This window comes from Pseudomonas sp. MDT2-39-1 (genome assembly GCF_054898085.1).
This window is the reverse complement of record NZ_CM142716.1, coordinates 2,590,807-2,610,137: the sequence shown is the minus strand read 5'-3', so window position 1 is coordinate 2,610,137 and position 19,331 is coordinate 2,590,807. Positions and strand designations below refer to the sequence as shown.

Genomic DNA, 19,331 nt, shown 5'->3' with positions numbered 1-19,331 from the left:
GTAGGAGCGAGGCTTGCCCGCGAAGGGCGCGATGCGGTTTCAGCTTGCTAGCTCGATCACCCGCCGATAAAACAACCACTCCTGCTCCAGCGCATGGGCCTGATTCCCGGCCTTGCGAAAGCCATGACGTTCGTCCGCGTAGTAATGCGCGTCAACCAGAATGCCGTTGTCCTGTAGCGCCTTGACCATGTCGCGAGTCTGTTGCGGCACCACCACGGCATCCAGCTCGCCCTGAAAGAAAATCACCGGAACGCTAATGTTGCTCGCATGCAGCAACGGTGTGCGCGCGGCGTAGCGATCGGCGTCCTGTAGCGGATCGCCAATCAGCCAATCCAGATAATCGCCTTCGAACTTATGGGTCGCCCGGCCCAGTGCAACGGGATCGCTGACACCGTAAAGGCTGGCGCCGGCGCGGAAGACTTGGTGAAAGGCCAACGCACAAAGGGTGGTGTAACCACCGGCACTGCCGCCGCGAATAAACGCCTTGTCGCCGTCGATCAAGCCTCGTTCTGTGAGATGCGCGACTACGGCGCAGGCGTCCTCCACGTCGAACTCGCCCCAACTTAAATGCAGCGCCTGGCGATAAGCCCGGCCATAACCACTGCTGCCGCGGTAGTTGAGATCGGCCACGGCGAAGCCGCGTTGCGCCCAGTACTGAATACGCGGATCAAGCATCGGGTAGCAGGCGGAGGTCGGGCCGCCGTGGATGAACACCACCAGCGGTGGTTTCGCATTGCCGGTCATAGCCGGATAGAAGAAGCCATGGGCCTCGGCCGTACCACTGGGATAACGCAGGGTTTGCGGAACGCTGATCTGCCCGGCGGGTAACGGTGCAATCCCGCCAGCCAATACCTTGACCTGCCGGGTATCGCGGTCGATGGCAATGACCGCCGAAGAACTGACCGGCGATGCCGCGATGCAGTAAATGTATTGTTCATCAAGCGCGAGATGGCGAAAGCGGCTGTAATCGCCGGTGAAATCTTCAGCGTCGTCACCGCAAAGTGCCAATTTGCCAAACCCGCCTTCGGTCCAACTGGCCAGGTAGCTGCCTTTACCAAGCGGCAACCACGTGCAGCCACCCAACTGCCACGGCGCTGGCCCATGATCAGCGGCGGCACTCGTCAATGGGCTCAGGCCCTCTGCGGATTCCACCCAAGGCTGCCAGTAGCCGCCGCGATCCGTCAGGCAAAACAGTTGGCCGCCGCCATCGAAACGAGGTTGCTGCAGCGACTCCTGAATCCCCTCGCCAGCCACACAACGCGGCCGAGCAAAGCCTCCACCGTTCTGGTGTTCGGCAACCATCAGGCGAGTCGCGGTCCATGGCTGATCCGGGCGGCTCCATTCGATCCACGCCAGTCGTTGCGAGTCAGGACTCAACGTCGGCGCGGCATAGAAATCGGCGCCTTCAGCCAGCAGATGACGCCTGCCATCAGCCACATCGATCGCGACCAGACGATGCCGGTCACGGTTCTCTTCAACGGCGAGTACCTGGCCATTGGAAAACTGCAGATCGCCGTAGCGGCATTCCCCTGAAGTCATCACCTCAGGCGTCTCGCCCGCCAGCGATTGCCGATAGAGTTGTTGATCTGCTTCGTTGACGAAAACAATCCCGTCATCGGTCAGACAAAACGCGCCACCGCCATATTCGTACACTCGACTGCGCACGCTGAAGCCTGTTGGCGTCAGACAGCGGGTCTGGCCGTCGCGCCAATGCCAGATCCTGCAGGCAGCATCCTCGGGTCGGTATTCGTTCCAGAACAGGCCATGCTTGCCGACCAGCAATTCGGCGAAGTCGATACCGGCCGCGACGGCCCGGGAGGCGCTGAAGGGTTCAGCTTTTAGCGATGAGTCGTGAATTTCGTTCATTGCGAAAGGCCAGTTGTTCGATGGTCTGGGTCGCGTGCTCGGCTTCTTCGCGGGCCTTGAGAATCACGCCGTGATGTTCCGACTTGCTGCACACCGGGTCGGCATTGCTCGCGTCACCCGTGAGCATGAACGCCTGGCAACGGCAGCCGCCGAAGTCTTTTTCTTTCTCATCGCAGGAACGGCACGGCTCGGGCATCCAGTCGTAACCGCGAAAACGGTTGAAGCCAAACGAGTCGTACCAGATGTGCTGCATGCTGTGGTCGCGCACGTTGGGAAACTGCACCGGCATCTGTCGTGCACCGTGACACGGCAGGGCGGTTCCGTCCGGCGTCACTGTCAGAAAGATGCTGCCCCAGCCGTTCATACAGGCTTTCGGGCGTTCTTCGTAATAGTCCGGGGTGACGAAAATCAGTTTGCACGGGTGCCCTTCGGCTTCGAGTTTGGCGCGGTATTCGTTGGTGATGCGTTCGGCGCGGACCAGTTGTTCCTGGGTCGGCAACAGACCGACCCGATTGAGCTGCGCCCAACCGTAAAACTGGCAAGTGGCGAGTTCCACAAAGTCCGCCTCAAGGGCGATGCACAGCTCGATGATCCGGTCGATCTTGTCGATGTTGTGCCGATGGGTCACGAAATTCAGCACCATCGGATAGCCGTGGGCTTTCACTGCACGAGCCATTTCCAGCTTCTGCGCGAAGGCTTTTTTCGAGCCGGCCAGCAAGTTATTCACTTGCTCGTCGCTGGCCTGAAAACTGATTTGGATGTGGTCCAGGCCGGCCTTCTTGAAGTCGCTGATTTTCTGCTCGGTCAGGCCGATGCCCGAGGTGATCAGGTTGGTGTAGAAACCCAGCTTGCGCGCCTCGGCGATCAGCTCGGCGAGGTCCTGGCGCACCAGCGGTTCACCACCGGAAAAGCCCAGCTGGGCGGCGCCCATCTCCCGCGCTTCGCGGAACACCTTGATCCACTGTTCGGTGCTCAGTTCTTTACCTTGCTCGGCAAAGTCCAGCGGGTTGGAGCAGTACGGGCATTGCAGCGGGCAGCGATACGTCAGCTCGGCCAGCAGCCACAAGGGCAGGCCGATTTCCGGTTTTGGCGGTAACTTGTCTGACGCGAAATCAGGCAAGTTCGATCCAGTGCTGAGCACGGGCGACCTCCATGAATTGCTCGATGTCTTCACCGAGCTCGGGCACGCCGGGGAACTGCGCGTCCAGTTCGGCGATGATCGCCGCGACATCGCGTTCTCCGTCGATCAAACCGCCGATCAGCGCGGCGCTTTCATTGAGTTTGATCATGCCTTCCGGGTAGAGCAGCACATGGCCTTTCTGCGCCGGTTCGTACTGGTAGCGGTAGCCCTGACGCCAGGTCGGGGTCTTGCTGCGATCAAAACTCATAAGGTGATTCCTTTATGCCAGACCCGCTGCTCGGTCACGCTGTGATAGGGCGGGCGTTTCAGTTCGTAGGCCATGCTCATGGCATCGAGCATGCTCCAAAGGATGTCCAGTTTGAACTGGAGAATTTCCAGCATGCGCTCCTGGCCTTCACGCGTCGTGTAATGCTGCAACGTGATCGCCAGACCGTGCTCCACATCCCGGCGTGCCTGGCCGAGGCGCGTGCGGAAATACTCGTAACCGGTGGGGTCGATCCACGGGTAATGCTGCGGCCAGCTGTCCAGGCGCGATTGGTGGATCTGCGGCGCGAACAACTCGGTCAGCGAGCTGCTGGCGGCTTCCTGCCAACTGGCCCGACGGGCGAAGTTGACGTAGGCGTCCACGGCAAAACGCACGCCGGGCAGTACCAATTCCTGCGAGCGCAGCTGATCCGGGTCGAGGCCGACGGCCTGGCCCAGACGTAGCCAGGCTTCAATGCCGCCGTCTTCGCCGGGGGCGCCGTCATGGTCGAGCAAGCGCTGAATCCACTCGCGACGGATTTCTCGATCAGGGCAGTTCGCTAGAATCGCGGCGTCTTTCAGGGGAATGTTCACCTGATAATAGAAACGGTTGGCGACCCAGCCCTGGATCTGTTCGCGCGTCGCCCGGCCTTCATACATCGCCACGTGATACGGGTGATGGATATGGTAGTAGGCGCCCTTGGCGCGCAGGGCGGCTTCGAATTCGGCGGGGGACATTGCTGTGTCAGTCATTTCGGTTCTCCGGGAACAACCGGTTGATTCTGAGGTGTCAGTTCGGACGCCTTCGCGGGTAAGCCTTGCTCCTACATTTGGAAGGCATTCCCCTGTAGGAGCGAGGCTTGCCCGCGAAGGGGCCATCCGCTACAGCACAAGACTCATGCCGTCATAAGCCACTTCAACATTGCGCCGAGCCAACTCAGCACGCTCCGGCGAATCCTCATCAAGAATCGGGTTGGTGTTGTTGATGTGGATAAGCACCTTGCGCTGCTTGGGCAACTGTTCCAGCACTTCGAGCATGCCGCCGGGGCCGTTTTGCGCCAGATGGCCCATTTCCCGTCCGGTACGCGTGCCGACGCCTCGGCGCTGCATTTCGTCGTCATCCCACATCGTGCCGTCCACCAGCAGGCAATCGCTGCCGGCCATGATGTCCAGCAGCGGCGCATCGACTTTGCCCAAGCCCGGCGCATAGAACAGTTTGCCGCCCGTGTTCAGGTCTTCGACGATCAGGCCGATGTTGTCGCCCGGGTGCGGGTCGAAGCGGTGCGGCGAGTATGGTGGCGCGGCGCTGCGCAGGGGCAGCGGGGTGAAGCGCAGACTCGGGCAGGCCGGGATGGTGAAGCTGCGGTCGAGTTCAATGCGGTTCCAGGTCAGCCCGCCGTTCCAGTGGGTCAGCATTTTGAACAGCGGAAAACCGGTGCTCAGGTCTTCGTGGACCATGTCGGTGCACCAGACCTGATGCGGGCAACCTTCGCGCAGGCTGAGCAGGCCAGTGGTGTGATCGATCTGGCTGTCCATCAGGATGATCGCGCTGATGCCGGTATCGCGCAGGGCGCGGCCCGGTTGCATCGGGGTGTAGCTCTGGAGTTGGGCTCGGATGTCCGGCGACGCGTTGCACAGAATCCAGTTCACGCCGTCATCGGAAATTGCGATGGACGACTGGGTCCGCGCCTTGGCGTTCAGGCTGCCGTTGCGAAAACCTGCGCAGTTCACGCAGTTGCAGTTCCACTGGGGGAAACCGCCGCCGGCGGCGGAACCTAGAATCTGGACAAACATGGGCGCTCCATCATTTCAACGCTGAAAATAAAAACGCCCCGGTAAACCGAGGCGTTGCACATCATTACAACGGCAGACCTTAGCGGCTTGCGAAGTACATGGTGACTTCAAAGCCGATACGCAGGTCGGTGTAAGCAGGTTTGGACCAGGACATGGGAGCGCTCCTTCAGGTGATGAGACAGTAGAGATCTATACATATAGTCCACCTCCAGCCGGAGATGTTCAGATAGTTAGGTGGCTATGTTACTCAAAATTTCCGAGCGATTGGCCGCGAATCTTTGAGAAAGCTAATTGCAGCGTCGGTAATGATCATTTTGCCACTTGCCAAGGCGCCTTTGTGCAAGCACTGCTGGCCAGACAGCGCCAGCCACCTTCGGCTTGATTCAGTCTGTGGGCGGCGGCAAGCAAGGCTTTGCGGTCGATCATCAGAATCGCTGGCGGCAGACGCTCCAGATAATCCGACAAGTGGCCGGCCATTTTGCCCTGCCAAAGCAGTTCCGCTGCCTGTGCGTGGGGCAGAGCGTTGCTGTGGAATTGATCGGCCAGGGCCTCGCGCTGGGCGATGAAGGTCGCGTCATCGATGCCTTCAATCATTGCAGGCATTTCGCTCAAGAAGCGTTCTATGTGTTCCAGCAGATCCTGCGGGGCGACGCTCGGTGATTGAACGCCGAACAGCAGCCCGGTCTGCCCATGGATCTGCCGCAGGCCGCTGAACACGGCATAACCCAATTGCAACTCAACCCGCAGGCGCTGATAAAACGGCGTCTGGCCCAGGTGGGCGAGCAAGCGCCAGGCGGCGTCGTCCGTGATGTCCCGCGTGGCCGTCGGACAAAACAGCAACAGCGCGTGTTCGCTTGAGCCGGTGTCGAGAGCGCTCCACAGATGCAGCGAGTTTATCGAGGTGGGCGGCGGCGGCTGATCGTCCGCAACTCCGGGCACGCGGCTCAGTGCCAGGCCCATCGCTGCTTGAGTCTGCGCCGACAAGCCCGTCGCCAGACCTTGCCAGCGCGCGCTCGCCCACAACTGCTGCACGTCATCGGTGTCAGCGGTGCGCTCGAGACATTGCTCGGGCAGCGTCTTCAGCAGCTGTTTTATCGGCATCAACGGCAAGCTGGTCGTTTCTTCCTGTGGGAAACCTGCATCAGGTTTTGTCAGTTCTTTCAGCGCATGTTCGAGGACGGTCGGCATCGGCTCCTGCAGTCCAGTCATCTTCAGCAGCCACTCATTGCCTGATGCGCTGAAGGAAAAGTCGACGCCCGCCTGACGGGCGTCTTCACGCAGAAGCTGCAGGCGATTTTCCAGGCTCGACTGAAGACGGCGGTGAGGTTTGGATAACAGTCGCCAGCGCAGATAAATCGCACCTTCATCCGTGTTGTCCGGCAACGCCTGGCTGAACTGCATCGGGGAGTTTTCGCGACGGCTGCGCGAGCGATCCTGGGCAAACGTCCGCAGGCCCCGGTGTTTGCTGGTCTGGCCGCGAATCAGCCCGGCATTGGCCGCAGGTGTTTCAGCACGTAAAAACGGGTTGGGCGTCGGCAATTGCCATTCACCGGTGAAGTTATCCACAGCACCGATTTTCTTGAGGATGTCCATGAGCGCTACGACGCCCTGTTCGGATAAGCCGGCTTCAAGCTGCTCGCTGTCCTGGCGGGCCCGTTGCAGGGCGCCGCTGACTTGTTCCTGACGGTCGAGCAGGGCGGCGTATTCTTTGCGCAACTCGGTCCAGTTTTGGTGAGAAGCAAAAAAGCCCAGCCAATCCACCAGTCGCTCGCGGATCGCGTGCGCCGGTTGGGCCGTGGTGAATTCAATGTGTAGCAAGGCTTGCCCGGCGAACTGATACAACGGTGCAGCTTTCAGGCTTTCTGCCAGCCCGCGTGTGCGCAATTCAGCCAGCAGACCGCCAGGTTTCGCGGCGTTCAGCCAATGGCACAGAAACGCTAATGCTTCGCGCGATGAGTCGGGTAACGCTTCGAACGCGAATAGAAGATCGAGCCGACGCTCGCCAACCTGTTGATAACTTTTGTCGGAAGAATCCATCAGCGGTGCAGGCGCTTCTTGCTGGACCTTTTCCCCGACGCTAATAGCAGCGTCGAAACGCTGGGCCATTGCCCTCAACTCATCGAGACTTTGCGGGCCGGCCAGGCTCAACGTCATCTGCCCGGTCTGATAAAACTGCTGATGGAAATCCTGCAACGCTTGCTGAAACTCCGGCTGTGGCACCGGCAGGCTGTACCGGTTGCCAGCATGAAACGCCCGAAGCGGGTGAGCGGCCGAAAGCCCATCGAACAACGCGAACTGCTGCTGGGCCTTGGCATCCCGGGACCAAGTGACAAATTCAGCGTGTAGCACTTCCCGTTCCCGCCGCTGATCGTTCGGATTCATACGTGGATGAGCGAGCATGTCTGACAGACGCGCCAACCCATCGGTGAATGCTTGGGGCGGCAGTTCAAAAAAGAAGTCGGTCGTGCGTTCACTGGTGCGCGCATTGACCTGGCCGCCGTGACCTTGCACGTAGGCCATCAGCCCTTGCCCTGCGGGAAAGCGCTCCGTGTCCAGGAACAGCAAATGCTCAAGAAAATGCGCGAGGCCGGGCCACGCCAGCGGCACGTCGTGACTGCCCGCGAAAACCCGCAACGCAGCAGCGCAGCGCTTCAAACCGGGAGCATGACGCAGCGTCACCCGCAAGCCGTTGGCCAGGGTTTCAGTGTGGGGGCGAGGGTGATTCAGCGCAGGCATGAGCACTTCCAGAACAGAGAAGCGCCAATGCTAGCGGATAACGGTGGATCAGCGCTTGTTAAGGTCGCCGTAAAGCTCCGGGCGGCGATCAATCAAGTAGCGGTTGGCGGCGCGGGAATCGACCATCAACTGGCGATCCAGCTCGCCGACAATCAGCGCTTCATCCAGGCCCGCCTGGGCGATGCGGCTGCCATCCGGTGCGGCGATGCTGCTCTGGCCGCAGTAATTGATCTCGCCTTCATGCCCGCAGTAGTTGGCATAAGCCACGTAACACTGGTTTTCGAAGGCCCGGGCGCGGACGGTGACGTCGGCGACGAAGTCGAAGGGAATCATGTTCGCCGTCGGCACCAGGATCAACTCGGCACCGGCCAGGGCCAGGCGCCGGGCGTTTTCCGGGAACTCCAAGTCGTAGCAGATCAAAAAGCCGAGTTTCCAGCCATTGAGTTCCACCAACGGAAACTCACCCTGCCCGGCGCTGAACATCGAGTGATCGAGGTCGCCGAACAGGTGAGTCTTGCGGTAGTTGCACAGGCGCTCACCGTTGGCGTCGATCAATTGCACGGCGTTGTAGATCTGCCCGTCCTCGGTACGCTCGGGGTAGCCATACAAAATGGCGATCCCCGCCGTCTTGGCAATGCGTGCGATCTGCTGCGCCGATTCACCGTTGTGCACCTCTGCCAGCACGCTGACGGCATCGATGCCGATGTTGTAGCCGGTCAGGAACATCTCAGGCAGCACCAGCAAGTCTGCGCCCTTGGCCTCCAGCGCCAATTGATGCAGGCGTTGCAGGTTACCTGCGACGTCCAGGGGCAGCGGCGGACATTGGTAAAGGGCTACGCGCATTTGGGATTCCTCTTACTCGGGCAGGGCGATCGGACCGATCTCGTTGAACACATCACCTGGACCCGGGTTCTCGGCGTGAGTTTCACCGCCGAAGTGTTTCATGATGCCCCACACCGCGTTGAGCGAGGTCTGTACCGCGCCTTCAACCCACGCCGGCGTCCACGAAACGTCGTCGCCGGCGATGAAGATCCCTCGTTGCTCGGCCGGCATGTCGTCCTGCATGAAGTGCGCATACATGCGCTGGTTGTAGCGATAGTGACCGGGCAGGGCGCCTTTGAAAGCACCGAGGAAATGCGGGTCGGCTTCCCACGATACGGTGATCGGATCGCCGATGATCCGCGCGGCGATGTCGACTTTCGGGTAGATCTTTTTCAACGCGTTCAACGCTAGTTCTACGCGTTTTTCCACAGGGTGCGGAAGCATTTTCAACGCATCGCTCATCCACGAGTACGACAGGCAAATCACGCCCGGCTTGTCGTCGCCGTTGTCGAACAGATAGGTGCCACGGGTCAGGCGATCGGTGAGGGTCATGCTCATCAGGTCGCGGCCGGTTTCCGGGTCCTTGTCCTTCCAGAATGGCCGGTCGACCATCACGAAGGTTTTCGATGATTGCATGTAGCGGGTGCGGTCCAGGGCCATCCACATCTTTTGCGAGAACAGGGTTTCGTCGCATTCGATCTGGGTAGTAAGCAGCCAGCTCTGGCAGGTGGTCAGTACTGCTGCGTACTCGCGGGTATCGCCATTGTTATCGGTGACCGCAAAACGGCCGTCCGGGGCGTGAGCGATTTTTTTAACCCCAGAGCGTGGCGCGCCTCTGTGCAGCGACTTGAGGCTGGTGCCTTCGGGCCAGTGCACGCAACGTTCCGGCACATGGCGCCAGATGCCTTGCGGCACTTGTTCGACGCCGCCGACGACCAGATGTTGGTGATCGTCGCAGTTGGTCATCACGACGCGGAAGATTTCCAGCATCGAGTTCGGGAAGTCCGAGTCCCAGCCGCCCGTGCCGAAACCGACCTGGCCGAACACTTCGCGGTGATGGAACGAGAGCTTGGCGAATGCTTTGGAGGTGGCGACAAAGTCGTAGAAGGTGCGGTCGTCCCACAGCGGAACCAGAGTGTTCCAGAGCTCTTTGAGACGCGGCACGTCACGGTCGCGGATCGCTTGCTGGATATCGGAGAACTGCGAGCCTGCCTCCAGCGCATCCGCCCACGCGTCAGCCACTTCCTGGAACAGTGCAGGAAGATCCGCCAGTTTTTGTGCGTAGTGGGTTTTGCCTTCCAGGTCGATCACGGTGCTGCCAGAGGCCGGCGTCAGCGGATTGGGAAAAGGTTTGGTCTCGAGACCGAGCTTGTCGACATAGTGGTAAAACGCTGTGGACGACACCGGGAAGCGCATGCCGCCCAGCTCGGCGACGATGCCATCGGTCCCGTTGAACGCCTGGGAGCGCAGACGGCCACCCATTTTCGAGGCTTCATAGACGACGGGTTTGAGGCCCAGTTTCATCAACTCGTAAGCCGCCACCAGACCGGCGATACCCGCGCCGACAATCGCCACTTCAGCACCATGATTGTGCGCAGGAATGCTGCCCAGGCCGGCCGGGTGCTCGATCCAGTCGTCAAAGCCGAAAGGAAAGTCCGGGCCGAAAATGGTGACTGGTTTTTTACCGTCTGCAGGGTGGCGATTATTCTTGTTCATGGCTGACCTTACTGGCGACCCGACGCGGAATGCGCATCTGAGTATAGGAAAAGATGGCAGCCATTCTAGAGAGCGTAGAACACGTTAATAAGACGCAATGTGTCGTCGTTTTGCCAATTAACCAATCAATATGACGAGCTAGCGCTACATACCGTCAGTGTAGGAGCGAGGCTTGCCCGCGAAGAGGCCCTCAAGAACACTGCCAATCAAACCGGCTGCCCCCGATCAATCTTGCTACTCAAGATGATCGACGTCGTGGTCTTCTCCACCCCATCCACACTGCCAATCTGATCCAGCAACTGATCCAGCTGCTCCGGCGATTCCGTACGCAACCACGCCACATAATCAAATTCGCCACTCACCGCACACAACTGCTGCACCTGGGCCATGGCGCTGAGCCGACGCAGCACTTCCTTGCCCGATCGTGGTTGCACCGTGATCCCGACATACGCCTGCAATCCACCGTCCACCACCCGTTGACCCAAACGCACGCCGTAACCAGTGATGACTTTTGCTTTTTCCAGTCGCGCCAGACGTGAAGTCACCGTGGTCCGTGCGATCCCCAATTGCCGAGCAAGCATGGCCACGCTTTCACGGGCGTTGATCTGCAAGGCCGCGATCAATTGGCGGTCGATTTCGTCAAGAACGGGTGGGCGGGTGTCAGGCAAGGGTCGTCTCCAGCAGCACAAATCAGTGGCTTGGCATGTTACAGCACGGCTGGCACCGCGGATGTCTGATCTGTTTTCAGAACGTCAGATGGCGCGCGGAAGACAGGATGGACACCAGCAGTCAGTCGTAGTCGAATGAGAAATCGAGGGATGCGAGGTGATAAAAATGACGCAGAAGATGCCGCCCGCTGTACGGGATCACGCAGTGCAGATTGCCAATCACGAAATGGGGCACTACGTCGTTGCCCGAGCCCTGGGGTTTGAAACGGGTGATGTGAGCCTGACAGTGACCATGGACTTGAGGCATCAAGCGGGCGCTTCCATTACCTTGGCGCGTTCAATTACGACGATTGAGGCAATGAAGGAGCATCTGCAAGCCCGAATGATGGTCCTCTTTGCGGGCGCCATGGCGCAGTCATTGGCTTCAAAGCGTTCGTCCGGCAAACGCGTCGATAAGCCGAAAGCGGCTGCCATCCTGAGGGGAGAGCTTGGGGCGGAACAGGACTACGCAAAAATAAGGGAATTACGGCACTTGCTGCGCAACATCACCTACCCCGATACGGATCCGGCTTCGCCTGATCGCATAACGGCCGAGCTGAAAGCGATTACGGATTGCCTGTGGGGCCGGACTCAAACAATCGTGGAGGCATTGGCCGATACGATTACCGGATTGAGTGAGGCGTTGGTAGATGGCATGGTCATCGTGGAGCAATGGGGCAGGGCGGCGGATACGTATGAGGGGGTGTTGACGGGGGAGGTGCTGGAGCGGATGGGGTTAGTGCGGGCGATTCCGGCGTTGTGCGTCTGGGCTGGCAGCTGTAGTGATGCCGATCCATTTGGGAAATAACGACATTGCGGGCGCGCATTGCACGCCCGATCACGATTTAGAAGCCCCGAATAATCGGGGCGTCTTTCAAGGGGATAAGCCGCGCTATTACTCGGACTCCGTTGCTGTCCGGGGAGGCCTTGGTGTCAGCACTTTAACCACATCATCAATCACCGCCTTACCCATCGCCGTCAGATAGTGCGCGGCCCAGGCGTGTCGGTCGGTGTCTCTTGCGTAGGCTGCGTCCTCGGCAAATGATTTGGCGAGGAACAGCAGATCGGAGGCTTGTGACAATGCATCAACGATGGGAACGCCGGCACGGACGTTGAACAACGCCTGATCCGAGCAGTAGATGAGTGGGGTGAAACCGATGGTTTTCAGGTCTGAGAATGCGGATGGATTTGTTTTGTTCAAGATAAAACTCCTGGGTTCGAGGAGCTGCCACTTTCGTTACCACACGAAAGGGTGGCAGCTGTACGCAGGGTGGTAAACCGGGAACCAAGGAAACCGGCACGCCCGAAGGCGTCCCACGCACAGCCGCCATATCGAGATTACAGGCATAAAAAACTGCCTATCTTCGGAATGAGTGCACTGTTGCGCTGGTTTCACCGGGTTACCACACCCGATCGCTGCATTTGCAGCGACGTCCGGAGAGTATCCCGTCGAAGAGAACGCCAACAAGGCGGCAAAGTGCCCAAACGCACCCATTACGTAATTCTCGGAGTTTGCCTACAACCTTGACGGACGTCATCCGATAACCGGACGTCAGCGCAAAATATAACTTAGACAGCAGACAGGAAAAAAACGCATGTCCCGCCGCGGAGCAGCGCACAGGACGCGCCCCGAGCCCCGACAGGATGACTAATGCTGCAAAATGACCGCGATAATCTGGAACTCGACAAGCTTCAAGTCGAAATCCGGAGATTCATTGCCGAAACCCGCAAGTTTATGGCCGAAGAAAGCAAGCTTAGACAGGAGGCTTTTTGGTATCCGTTTGCGGTGGGCGCCGGTCTGGTGACTGCTGTTGTCGCCGCCGTCGGACTGTGGTCCAAGCTTTAAAATCCCTAACACACGGAAGCGACCAATGATCGGAGGTGCTTGAGTTTTACCGCATAGCAGCCCACCTTATCTAACAAGGGTTAGCGCATTAGGCGTGACCCGTGATCCCAGCAGGAAGACGCAGTATGTCGACACCTCCTACGATTCAAGCCAGCATTGAACAGTTACACCGTGACATGGCCGCCTTGGCCGAAGACATGCGTAGCCCATCCCCCATCGCGACCCGAGCAATCCTACTGCCGTTTGGACTCGGTGCCGCGCTGGCGCTCGTGACTATTGTTGCTGTTGCCTTGGTGGTTCGGCTGGTCTGATCTCTTAGGCCAAACGTTAGTCGCAGAAAAAAAGCCGCGCATTTGCGCGGCTTTCGTGTTTGGTGGGTCCACACGGAGGAATCGTGGACCAAAGGATTATGAGCAGGGCTGTATTGCTAGGCCAGAAAGGAAAAAAGACGCCATAGGCGTCTTCTTCGATTTGGTAAAGCAGATCCGGACACCACTTGCGAACCGCCTTGCGCGGTTACGGCTTTCGCCCCTGGGAAGCGCTCAATCTCATCCGGTCAGTCGCTTCGATAGCACTATTTACGTGATTCGTTAAATCAAAAGAAAGTCGCGCATCAGCGCGGCTTTCTTGTTTGGTGGGCCCACACGGATTTGAACCGTGGACCAAAGGATTATGAGTCCTCTGCTCTAACCAACTGAGCTATAGGCCCTCAGTAGGCCGCGGATTATAGCGATGGTTTCTCGGCTGTGCTATCCGAAAAATCCGATACGGCTATACGAAGAAACGTCGCAGCGAATTCGTCGGGGGGAAGAGGCAGGCTGACGATGTAGCCCTGGATCTGTTCGCAGCCTTCTTCGGCAAGGAATTGTTGCTGCGCCAGGGTCTCGACGCCCTCCGCAATAATGGTGAATTGCATGCTGCTTCCCAACGCGATGATGGCGCGAACAATGGCCACATCGTGGGGATCGTCAGGCAGGCCGCGGACGAAAGACTGATCGATCTTGAGGATATCCAGCGGCAGACGCTTGAGGTAACTCAGGGACGAGTAGCCGGTACCGAAGTCGTCAATCGCCAATTGCACGCCCAGGTGTTTGAGTTGGTGCAGCACCGCCAACGCTTCTTCCGCCTGGCTCATGATGAAGTTTTCGGTAATTTCCAGTTGCAGAAAACCGGGTTCCAGGCCGTTGTCCTTGAGCAGTTGTTCGATCCGCCCGAGCAGGTTCGGCTGCCGCAGTTGAGCGCCCGCGAGGTTGACCGACAGTGGGCCGAGGCACTCGTAGACCTGATTCCACTCGTACATCTGCCGGCAGGCGGTCTCGAGCACCCAGTCGCCGATTTGCAGGATCATGCCGTTTTCTTCTGCCAGGGGAATGAAGTGTTCCGGCGGTACCGCACCGAAGGTCGGGTGATGCCAGCGAATGAGCGCTTCGGCGCCGACCAGTCGGTGGTCGGCGAGGCTGATTTTCGGTTGGTAGTAGAGAAACAACTCATTGCGCTCGATGGCGCGCCGCAATTCATGTTCCAGCGCAACCCGCTCGCTGGCCTGAGCGGTGAGGTCGCGGGTGTAGCTTTCCACCCGGTTGCGGCCCTTGGCCTTGGAGCGATACATCGCGGCATCGGCGTTCTTGACCAGCGTGGCGACGTCGCAGCCGTCCTTGGGATACAGGCTGGTGCCGATGCTGGCGCTGATGAAAAACTCGTGCTCGCCGGCCTGGAAGGGTGCGGCGAAGCAATTGAGCAGCTTGGTGGCAATGTTGTCCGCGTCGCTGGATTGTTGCAGGCCGGGCAGCAGGATGATGAATTCGTCGCCGCCCAGGCGCGCAACGGTATCGATATCGCGCAACTGCTCCTTGAGGCGCACGGCGATGCCTTTGAGCAGCAGGTCGCCCACCGGGTGGCCAAGGCTGTCATTGATGTGTTTGAAGCGGTCCAGGTCGAGGAACAGCACCGCGCCCTGGCCACCGTTTTCCTGTTGCGTGTTGAGCGCGGTCTGCAGTCGGCTCTCGAACAGCGTGCGGTTTGGCAGGCCGGTCAGCGGATCGTGGTGCGCCTGGTAGTCAAGTTTGGCCTGCGCGTGCTTGAGGCTGGAAATGTCCGCGAACACCGCCACGAAGTGTGTGATGAACTTCTCCCGGTTACGCACGGCGCTGATGGTCAGCCAACTCGGGTAGAGCTCGCCATTCTTGCGTCGGTTGGAAATCTCGCCTTGCCAGTGACCTTCGTCCGTCAGCTGATGCCACATCGCCGCATAGAACGCGCTGTCGTGGAGGCCCGAGGCGAGTAGGCGAGGGGTGTGGCCCAGTGCTTCGCTCTCGCTGTAGCCGGTGATCTCGGTGAACGCACGGTTGACCGCGCTGATGTGCTGTTGGGTGTCGGTGATCAACACCCCCTCGGCGGTACTCTCGAACACCGTGGCGGCCTGTTGCAGTTTCTCCTGCATCAGGTGCCGCTCAGTAATGTCCCGGGCAATGGTCAGCATGCAGTCCTCATCGCCGATGGGCAGCGGACGGCTTGAAACCTCGCAGAGACGGATCTGCCCGTCACTGCGGCGGATGTGGCAGCTGAAGTCGCGAACGAACCCGTCACGGCGCAGCAAATCGAGCATTTGCTTACGTTCGTTGAGATTGACCCATATCCCCAGTTCCAGGGCTGAACGGTCCACGGACATCGCGCTGTTGAAGCCCGTGATTCGGCTGAAACCCTCGTTGACCTCCAGCAGCAACCCGTCGCTCTGCCGCGACAGCAACAAGCCGTCCGGGGAGGCGTGAAAGGCCTTGGCGAATTTTTCTTCGGAGGTTTGCAGTTGTTGCTGGGTTTCCTTGAGCTGGCTGATATCGCGCACGACGACGACCAGGGCAGGGGTCTTATCGAGGTCGAAGGGCTCGGCGGAAATCAGGCCGGTAAACACTTGGCCATTGTTGCGGCGAAAGGGCATCTCCAGGTTGCGGATGCTGCCGGCCTGCAGGCGCTGCAGCAAACCCGGCCCCACGCCCGGGATACCCCAGATGTTCAGGTCGGTGGCGGTCTGGCCAATGACGTCTTCGGCCTTGAGACCAATTTGTTCTTCGAACGCCTTGTTGACTTCCATCAGGCAGCCGTCGGAAAGCCGCGCGATCACCAGGATGTCCGGGCATTGCTGAAACACGGAGGCGAATTTCTGCTCGGAGAGGCTCAGCGCCTCTTCAGTACGCTTGGCATCGCTGATGTCGATCATCAATCCGCGCATCACCGGCTCATGACCATGCTCAATCAGGCTGACGATATCGCGCACCCACAGACAGCGGCCATCGGCGGTGATCACCCGGTAATCGACGCTGTGATCGCGCCCGGCCAGTACTTCGTGGTCGCAGAAAGTCTGTGCCCGGGTCAGGTCCGCAGGGTGGATGATGTTGCGCCAGAAGCCCGGAATCAGCCAGTGGGACAGGGGATAGCCAAGGAGCTCTTCGGCATGCGGTGACACATAGCTGTAGGTGAAATCGCTGATCCGCGCTTCCCAGGCAATCGCGGAAAGGCTCTCCACCAGCCCGCGGTAATGGTATTCGCTGCTGCGTAGCTCTTGTTCCAGATCGACTCGCCGGGCAATTTCCGAACTCAAACGGCGGTTAATCCGGATGACCACCGCCAGCATGATCATCAGAAACAGCAGACCGGGCAGACCGTAAAACAGCAAATCCGACCAGAAGGTTCGATGATCCAGGACATTACCGACCCAGTGTTCCTGAATGGCGTTGATCTCACTTGTGGTCATGTCCGCCAGGACTTTGTCCAGGATACCGACCAGCATCTTATTGTTGGGGGGCACTGCCATCGCCAATTGATAGCGGTAGGGCGTTTCACCGCTGACATACAGGCCGTCGAGCTTGAGCTGGCGCAGGCTCCAGACGCTGGAGGCGAGATCGCCCACGACCGCGTCCACTTCATCGGTGGCCAGTGCCTGCAAGGCCGAGCTGACATTGGGCATCGCCACCAGATTCAGATCAGGGTGGTGCGTGCGCAGCAGTTCGTGGGGCGCATAGTTTTCCACCACGGCGATCTTCAGCCCGTAGAGGTCTTCGATTTTGTGCGGCTGGGGGCCTCCGACATGGGCGAGGATGACAATCGGAAAGTCCAGGTAGGGACGAGTGAACGACAGGTACGACTGGCGCTCCGGGGTCGACATGATGCCCGGCAGGATGTCCAGTTTGCCTTGCTTGGCCTGCTGCAGGACTTCGGTCCAACTGACCGGTTCGATAGGCGTCAGCTTGGTGCCCAGTCGTTGACGGATCACGTTGATATAGTCCGCCGCCAGGCCCTGATAACGACCCTGATCATCACGAAATTCAAACGGCGGCCAGGAAGCGTCGACACCCAGACGCAAGTCCGGGTGAGTCGCCAGCCAGCTACGTTCTTCGTCGGTCAGAGTCAGCGCGCCAGCCGTTGCGGTCCAGGTCATCAGCGACAGCAAAAAAAGCACGGTCGGCAGTCTGGGCATAACGGTCTCGTTATGGCTCGGGGAATGTTTCGAGTGTAGACGGGCAATTCGGCGGGAGCGAAGTGCGGGGGGGATATTATCTGCATAAAGCAAAACCCCCGGCCTGGGCCGGGGGTTTAGTTGTTACTCGTCGAGGAAGGAGCGCAAATGCTCGCTTCTCGTCGGGTGGCGCAGCTTGCGCAACGCCTTGGCTTCGATCTGACGAATCCGTTCACGGGTCACGTCGAACTGCTTACCAACCTCCTCGAGGGTGTGGTCGGTATTCATGTCGATACCGAAGCGCATGCGCAGAACCTTGGCTTCACGGGCAGTGAGGCCGGACAGAACTTCGCGAGTCGCTTCTTTAAGGCTCTCAACGGTAGCGACATCGATTGGCGACTGCATGGTCGAGTCTTCGATGAAGTCACCCAGGTGGGAGTCTTCGTCATCACCGATCGGGGTTTCCATGGAGATCGGCTCTTTAGCGATCTTCAATACCTTGCGGATTTTGTCCTCAGGCATTTCCATGCGTTCGCCCAGCTCTTCCGGGGTCGGTTCGCGACCCATTTCCTGCAGCATCTGGCGGGAAATGCGGTTGAGCTTGTTGATCGTCTCGATCATGTGCACCGGAATACGGATGGTGCGGGCCTGGTCGGCGATCGAGCGAGTGATCGCCTGACGGATCCACCAGGTGGCATAAGTCGAGAATTTGTAGCCGCGGCGGTATTCGAACTTGTCTACCGCTTTCATCAAACCGATGTTGCCTTCCTGGATCAGATCGAGGAATTGCAGACCACGGTTGGTGTACTTCTTGGCGATGGAGATCACCAGACGCAAGTTCGCTTCTACCATCTCTTTCTTCGCGCGGCGGGCCTTGGCCTCACCGATCGACATGCGACGGTTGATGTCCTTGATCTCGGCGATCGTCAAACCGGTTTCGGTTTGCAGTGCGGTCAGCTTCTGCTGGCAACGAACGATGTCCGGTTGCAGGCGACCAATGGCTTCAGCGTATTTGCTTTTGCCTTTGGCCAGTGCATCGGTCCAGCTTTCGTCGACTTCATGGCCCGGGAACTGGCGCAGGAAGTCGGCACGCGGCATACGCGCATCACGAACGCACAGTTGCATGATCGCGCGCTCTTGCTGACGCAGACGATCCAAGGCACTTCGAACACGCTCGACCAGACCTTCGAATTGCTTCGGAACCAGTTTGATCGGCATGAACAGCTCAGCCAGAAGCACCAGCTCGGCAATTGCCAGCTTGTTGCCACGACCGTGCTTTTTCAGCGCCTTGCGGGTGATTTCCATCTGATCGGAGACAGCGCCAAAGCGCTGAGCTGCGATGACCGGATCCGGACCGCTTTCGGCTTCTTCTTCGTCATCAGTCGTCGCTTCGGCGTCATCGTCGTCGGTATCGTCGTCCGCTTTCACGGCTTTCGGATCGACAGGCGGTGGCACTTCTGCAGCAGGCGGCGCAATGCCGTCGTCCGGGTCGATATAACCGCTCAGGACGTCGGACAGGCGGCCACCTTCGGTGGTGACGCGAGTGTACTCGGACAGAATGTGGTCAACCGTGCCAGGGAAGTGCGCGATTGCGCCCATCACTTCACGGATACCCTCTTCAATACGTTTGGCGATTTCGATTTCGCCTTCACGCGTGAGGAGCTCTACCGTACCCATTTCACGCATGTACATGCGCACTGGGTCGGTGGTGCGACCAATGTCGGTCTCGACCGCTGCCAACGCTGCTGCTGCCTCTTCGGCCGCGGCTTCGTCGGTATCGGCGTCGGCCAGCATAAGGGAATCCTTATCTGGCGCAACCTCGAATACGTTGATCCCCATGTCATTGATCATGCGGATGATGTCTTCCACCTGTTCCGGATCTGAAATATCCTCCGGCAGGTGGTCGTTGACCTCCGCGTAAGTCAGGTAACCCTGCTCACGACCAAGTGTGATCAACTCTTTGATACGAGACTGCTGTTGCGCTTTTCCGGACATAACACCCTATCCACT

The 19,331-nt window shown here is 59.1% G+C and carries 15 protein-coding genes and 1 tRNA gene; 2 read left to right on the top strand and 14 right to left on the bottom strand.

Annotated elements, in window-relative coordinates; all coding sequences use genetic code 11:
• Positions 1–39: 39 nt before the first annotated feature.
• The 10 genes from ACYZTM_RS12580 to ACYZTM_RS12535 all read right to left on the bottom strand — a co-directional run bounded on the left by ACYZTM_RS12580 (position 40) and on the right by ACYZTM_RS12535 (position 10,986).
• A complete protein-coding gene (locus tag ACYZTM_RS12580) occupies positions 40–1,866 on the bottom strand; it encodes a S9 family peptidase (protein WP_461988865.1) in 1,827 nt (608 codons plus the stop codon).
• Complete coding sequence (pqqE, locus tag ACYZTM_RS12575) at positions 1,832–2,986, bottom strand: pyrroloquinoline quinone biosynthesis protein PqqE (protein ID WP_461989133.1); 1,155 nt, start codon at positions 2,984–2,986, stop codon at positions 1,832–1,834. The genes ACYZTM_RS12580 and pqqE overlap by 35 nt, the downstream gene beginning before the upstream one ends.
• Positions 2,979–3,254, bottom strand: coding sequence for a pyrroloquinoline quinone biosynthesis peptide chaperone PqqD (gene pqqD / locus ACYZTM_RS12570; protein WP_131060972.1), 276 nt, complete (start codon positions 3,252–3,254; stop codon positions 2,979–2,981). Before pqqD ends, pqqE begins: the two co-directional genes overlap by 8 nt.
• The gene (pqqC, locus tag ACYZTM_RS12565) at positions 3,251–4,003 is read right to left on the bottom strand and encodes a pyrroloquinoline-quinone synthase PqqC (protein ID WP_461988864.1); all 753 of its coding nucleotides are present in this window, start codon (positions 4,001–4,003) and stop codon (positions 3,251–3,253) included. The genes pqqD and pqqC overlap by 4 nt, the downstream gene beginning before the upstream one ends.
• 129 nt (positions 4,004–4,132) lie before the next feature.
• Positions 4,133–5,044, bottom strand: coding sequence for a pyrroloquinoline quinone biosynthesis protein PqqB (gene pqqB / locus ACYZTM_RS12560; protein ID WP_461988863.1), 912 nt, complete (start codon positions 5,042–5,044; stop codon positions 4,133–4,135).
• Between the two features lie 79 nt (positions 5,045–5,123).
• Positions 5,124–5,198, bottom strand: a complete 75-nt coding sequence (gene pqqA / locus ACYZTM_RS12555; protein WP_009045898.1) for a pyrroloquinoline quinone precursor peptide PqqA — start codon at positions 5,196–5,198, stop codon at positions 5,124–5,126.
• Positions 5,199–5,353: 155 nt separating this feature from the next.
• Positions 5,354–7,780: a pyrroloquinoline quinone biosynthesis protein PqqF gene (gene pqqF / locus ACYZTM_RS12550; protein ID WP_461988862.1), complete on the bottom strand. Its 2,427-nt coding sequence runs from the start codon at positions 7,778–7,780 to the stop codon at positions 5,354–5,356.
• 48 nt (positions 7,781–7,828) lie between these two features.
• On the bottom strand, positions 7,829–8,623 hold the full coding sequence (locus ACYZTM_RS12545; RefSeq protein WP_131060976.1) for a carbon-nitrogen hydrolase family protein: 795 nt from the start codon (positions 8,621–8,623) through the stop codon (positions 7,829–7,831).
• Between the two features lie 12 nt (positions 8,624–8,635).
• Positions 8,636–10,318: a flavin monoamine oxidase family protein gene (locus tag ACYZTM_RS12540; RefSeq protein ID WP_461988861.1), complete on the bottom strand. Its 1,683-nt coding sequence runs from the start codon at positions 10,316–10,318 to the stop codon at positions 8,636–8,638.
• 206 nt (positions 10,319–10,524) lie between these two features.
• Positions 10,525–10,986: an Lrp/AsnC family transcriptional regulator gene (locus ACYZTM_RS12535; RefSeq protein ID WP_109635345.1), complete on the bottom strand. Its 462-nt coding sequence runs from the start codon at positions 10,984–10,986 to the stop codon at positions 10,525–10,527.
• 166 nt (positions 10,987–11,152) lie between these two features.
• Here ACYZTM_RS12535 and ACYZTM_RS12530 point away from each other — a divergent pair, with 166 nt between their 5' ends.
• Positions 11,153–11,833, top strand: a complete 681-nt coding sequence (locus ACYZTM_RS12530) for a peptidase M41 (RefSeq protein ID WP_461988860.1) — start codon at positions 11,153–11,155, stop codon at positions 11,831–11,833.
• An 87-nt stretch (positions 11,834–11,920) separates the two neighbouring features.
• Here ACYZTM_RS12530 and ACYZTM_RS12525 read toward each other — a convergent pair whose 3' ends face one another.
• Positions 11,921–12,226, bottom strand: coding sequence for a DUF3077 domain-containing protein (locus ACYZTM_RS12525; RefSeq protein WP_461988859.1), 306 nt, complete (start codon positions 12,224–12,226; stop codon positions 11,921–11,923).
• A 450-nt stretch (positions 12,227–12,676) separates the two neighbouring features.
• Between ACYZTM_RS12525 and ACYZTM_RS12520 the strand changes: the two genes are divergently transcribed.
• A complete protein-coding gene (locus ACYZTM_RS12520) occupies positions 12,677–12,871 on the top strand; it encodes a hypothetical protein (protein WP_131060980.1) in 195 nt (64 codons plus the stop codon).
• Positions 12,872–13,503: 632 nt separating this feature from the next.
• Here ACYZTM_RS12520 and ACYZTM_RS12515 read toward each other — a convergent pair.
• The 3 genes from ACYZTM_RS12515 to rpoD form a co-directional block, all read right to left on the bottom strand.
• Positions 13,504–13,580, bottom strand: a tRNA-Ile gene (locus ACYZTM_RS12515).
• Positions 13,581–13,595: 15 nt separating this feature from the next.
• The gene (locus ACYZTM_RS12510; RefSeq protein WP_131060982.1) at positions 13,596–17,342 is read right to left on the bottom strand and encodes a bifunctional diguanylate cyclase/phosphodiesterase; all 3,747 of its coding nucleotides are present in this window, start codon (positions 17,340–17,342) and stop codon (positions 13,596–13,598) included.
• Between the two features lie 123 nt (positions 17,343–17,465).
• Entirely contained in the window at positions 17,466–19,316 is a 1,851-nt protein-coding gene (gene rpoD, locus ACYZTM_RS12505) for an RNA polymerase sigma factor RpoD (protein ID WP_131060983.1), read from the bottom strand.
• Positions 19,317–19,331 lie beyond the last annotated feature (15 nt).

What these genes read in the sequence shown, in the direction of transcription:
- ACYZTM_RS12580 (WP_461988865.1), bottom strand. Translation starts at nt 1,866, where the DNA reads ATGAACGAAATTCACGACTCATCGCTAAAAGCTGAACCCTTCAGCGCC.
- pqqD (WP_131060972.1), bottom strand. Translation starts at nt 3,254, where the DNA reads ATGAGTTTTGATCGCAGCAAGACCCCGACCTGGCGTCAGGGCTACCGC.
- pqqC (WP_461988864.1), bottom strand. Translation starts at nt 4,003, where the DNA reads ATGACTGACACAGCAATGTCCCCCGCCGAATTCGAAGCCGCCCTGCGC.
- pqqB (WP_461988863.1), bottom strand. Translation starts at nt 5,044, where the DNA reads ATGTTTGTCCAGATTCTAGGTTCCGCCGCCGGCGGCGGTTTCCCCCAG.
- pqqF (WP_461988862.1), bottom strand. Translation starts at nt 7,780, where the DNA reads ATGCCTGCGCTGAATCACCCTCGCCCCCACACTGAAACCCTGGCCAAC.
- ACYZTM_RS12545 (WP_131060976.1), bottom strand. Translation starts at nt 8,623, where the DNA reads ATGCGCGTAGCCCTTTACCAATGTCCGCCGCTGCCCCTGGACGTCGCA.
- ACYZTM_RS12540 (WP_461988861.1), bottom strand. Translation starts at nt 10,318, where the DNA reads ATGAACAAGAATAATCGCCACCCTGCAGACGGTAAAAAACCAGTCACC.
- ACYZTM_RS12530 (WP_461988860.1), top strand. Translation starts at nt 11,153, where the DNA reads ATGACGCAGAAGATGCCGCCCGCTGTACGGGATCACGCAGTGCAGATT.
- ACYZTM_RS12520 (WP_131060980.1), top strand. Translation starts at nt 12,677, where the DNA reads ATGCTGCAAAATGACCGCGATAATCTGGAACTCGACAAGCTTCAAGTC.
- ACYZTM_RS12510 (WP_131060982.1), bottom strand. Translation starts at nt 17,342, where the DNA reads ATGCCCAGACTGCCGACCGTGCTTTTTTTGCTGTCGCTGATGACCTGG.
- rpoD (WP_131060983.1), bottom strand. Translation starts at nt 19,316, where the DNA reads ATGTCCGGAAAAGCGCAACAGCAGTCTCGTATCAAAGAGTTGATCACA.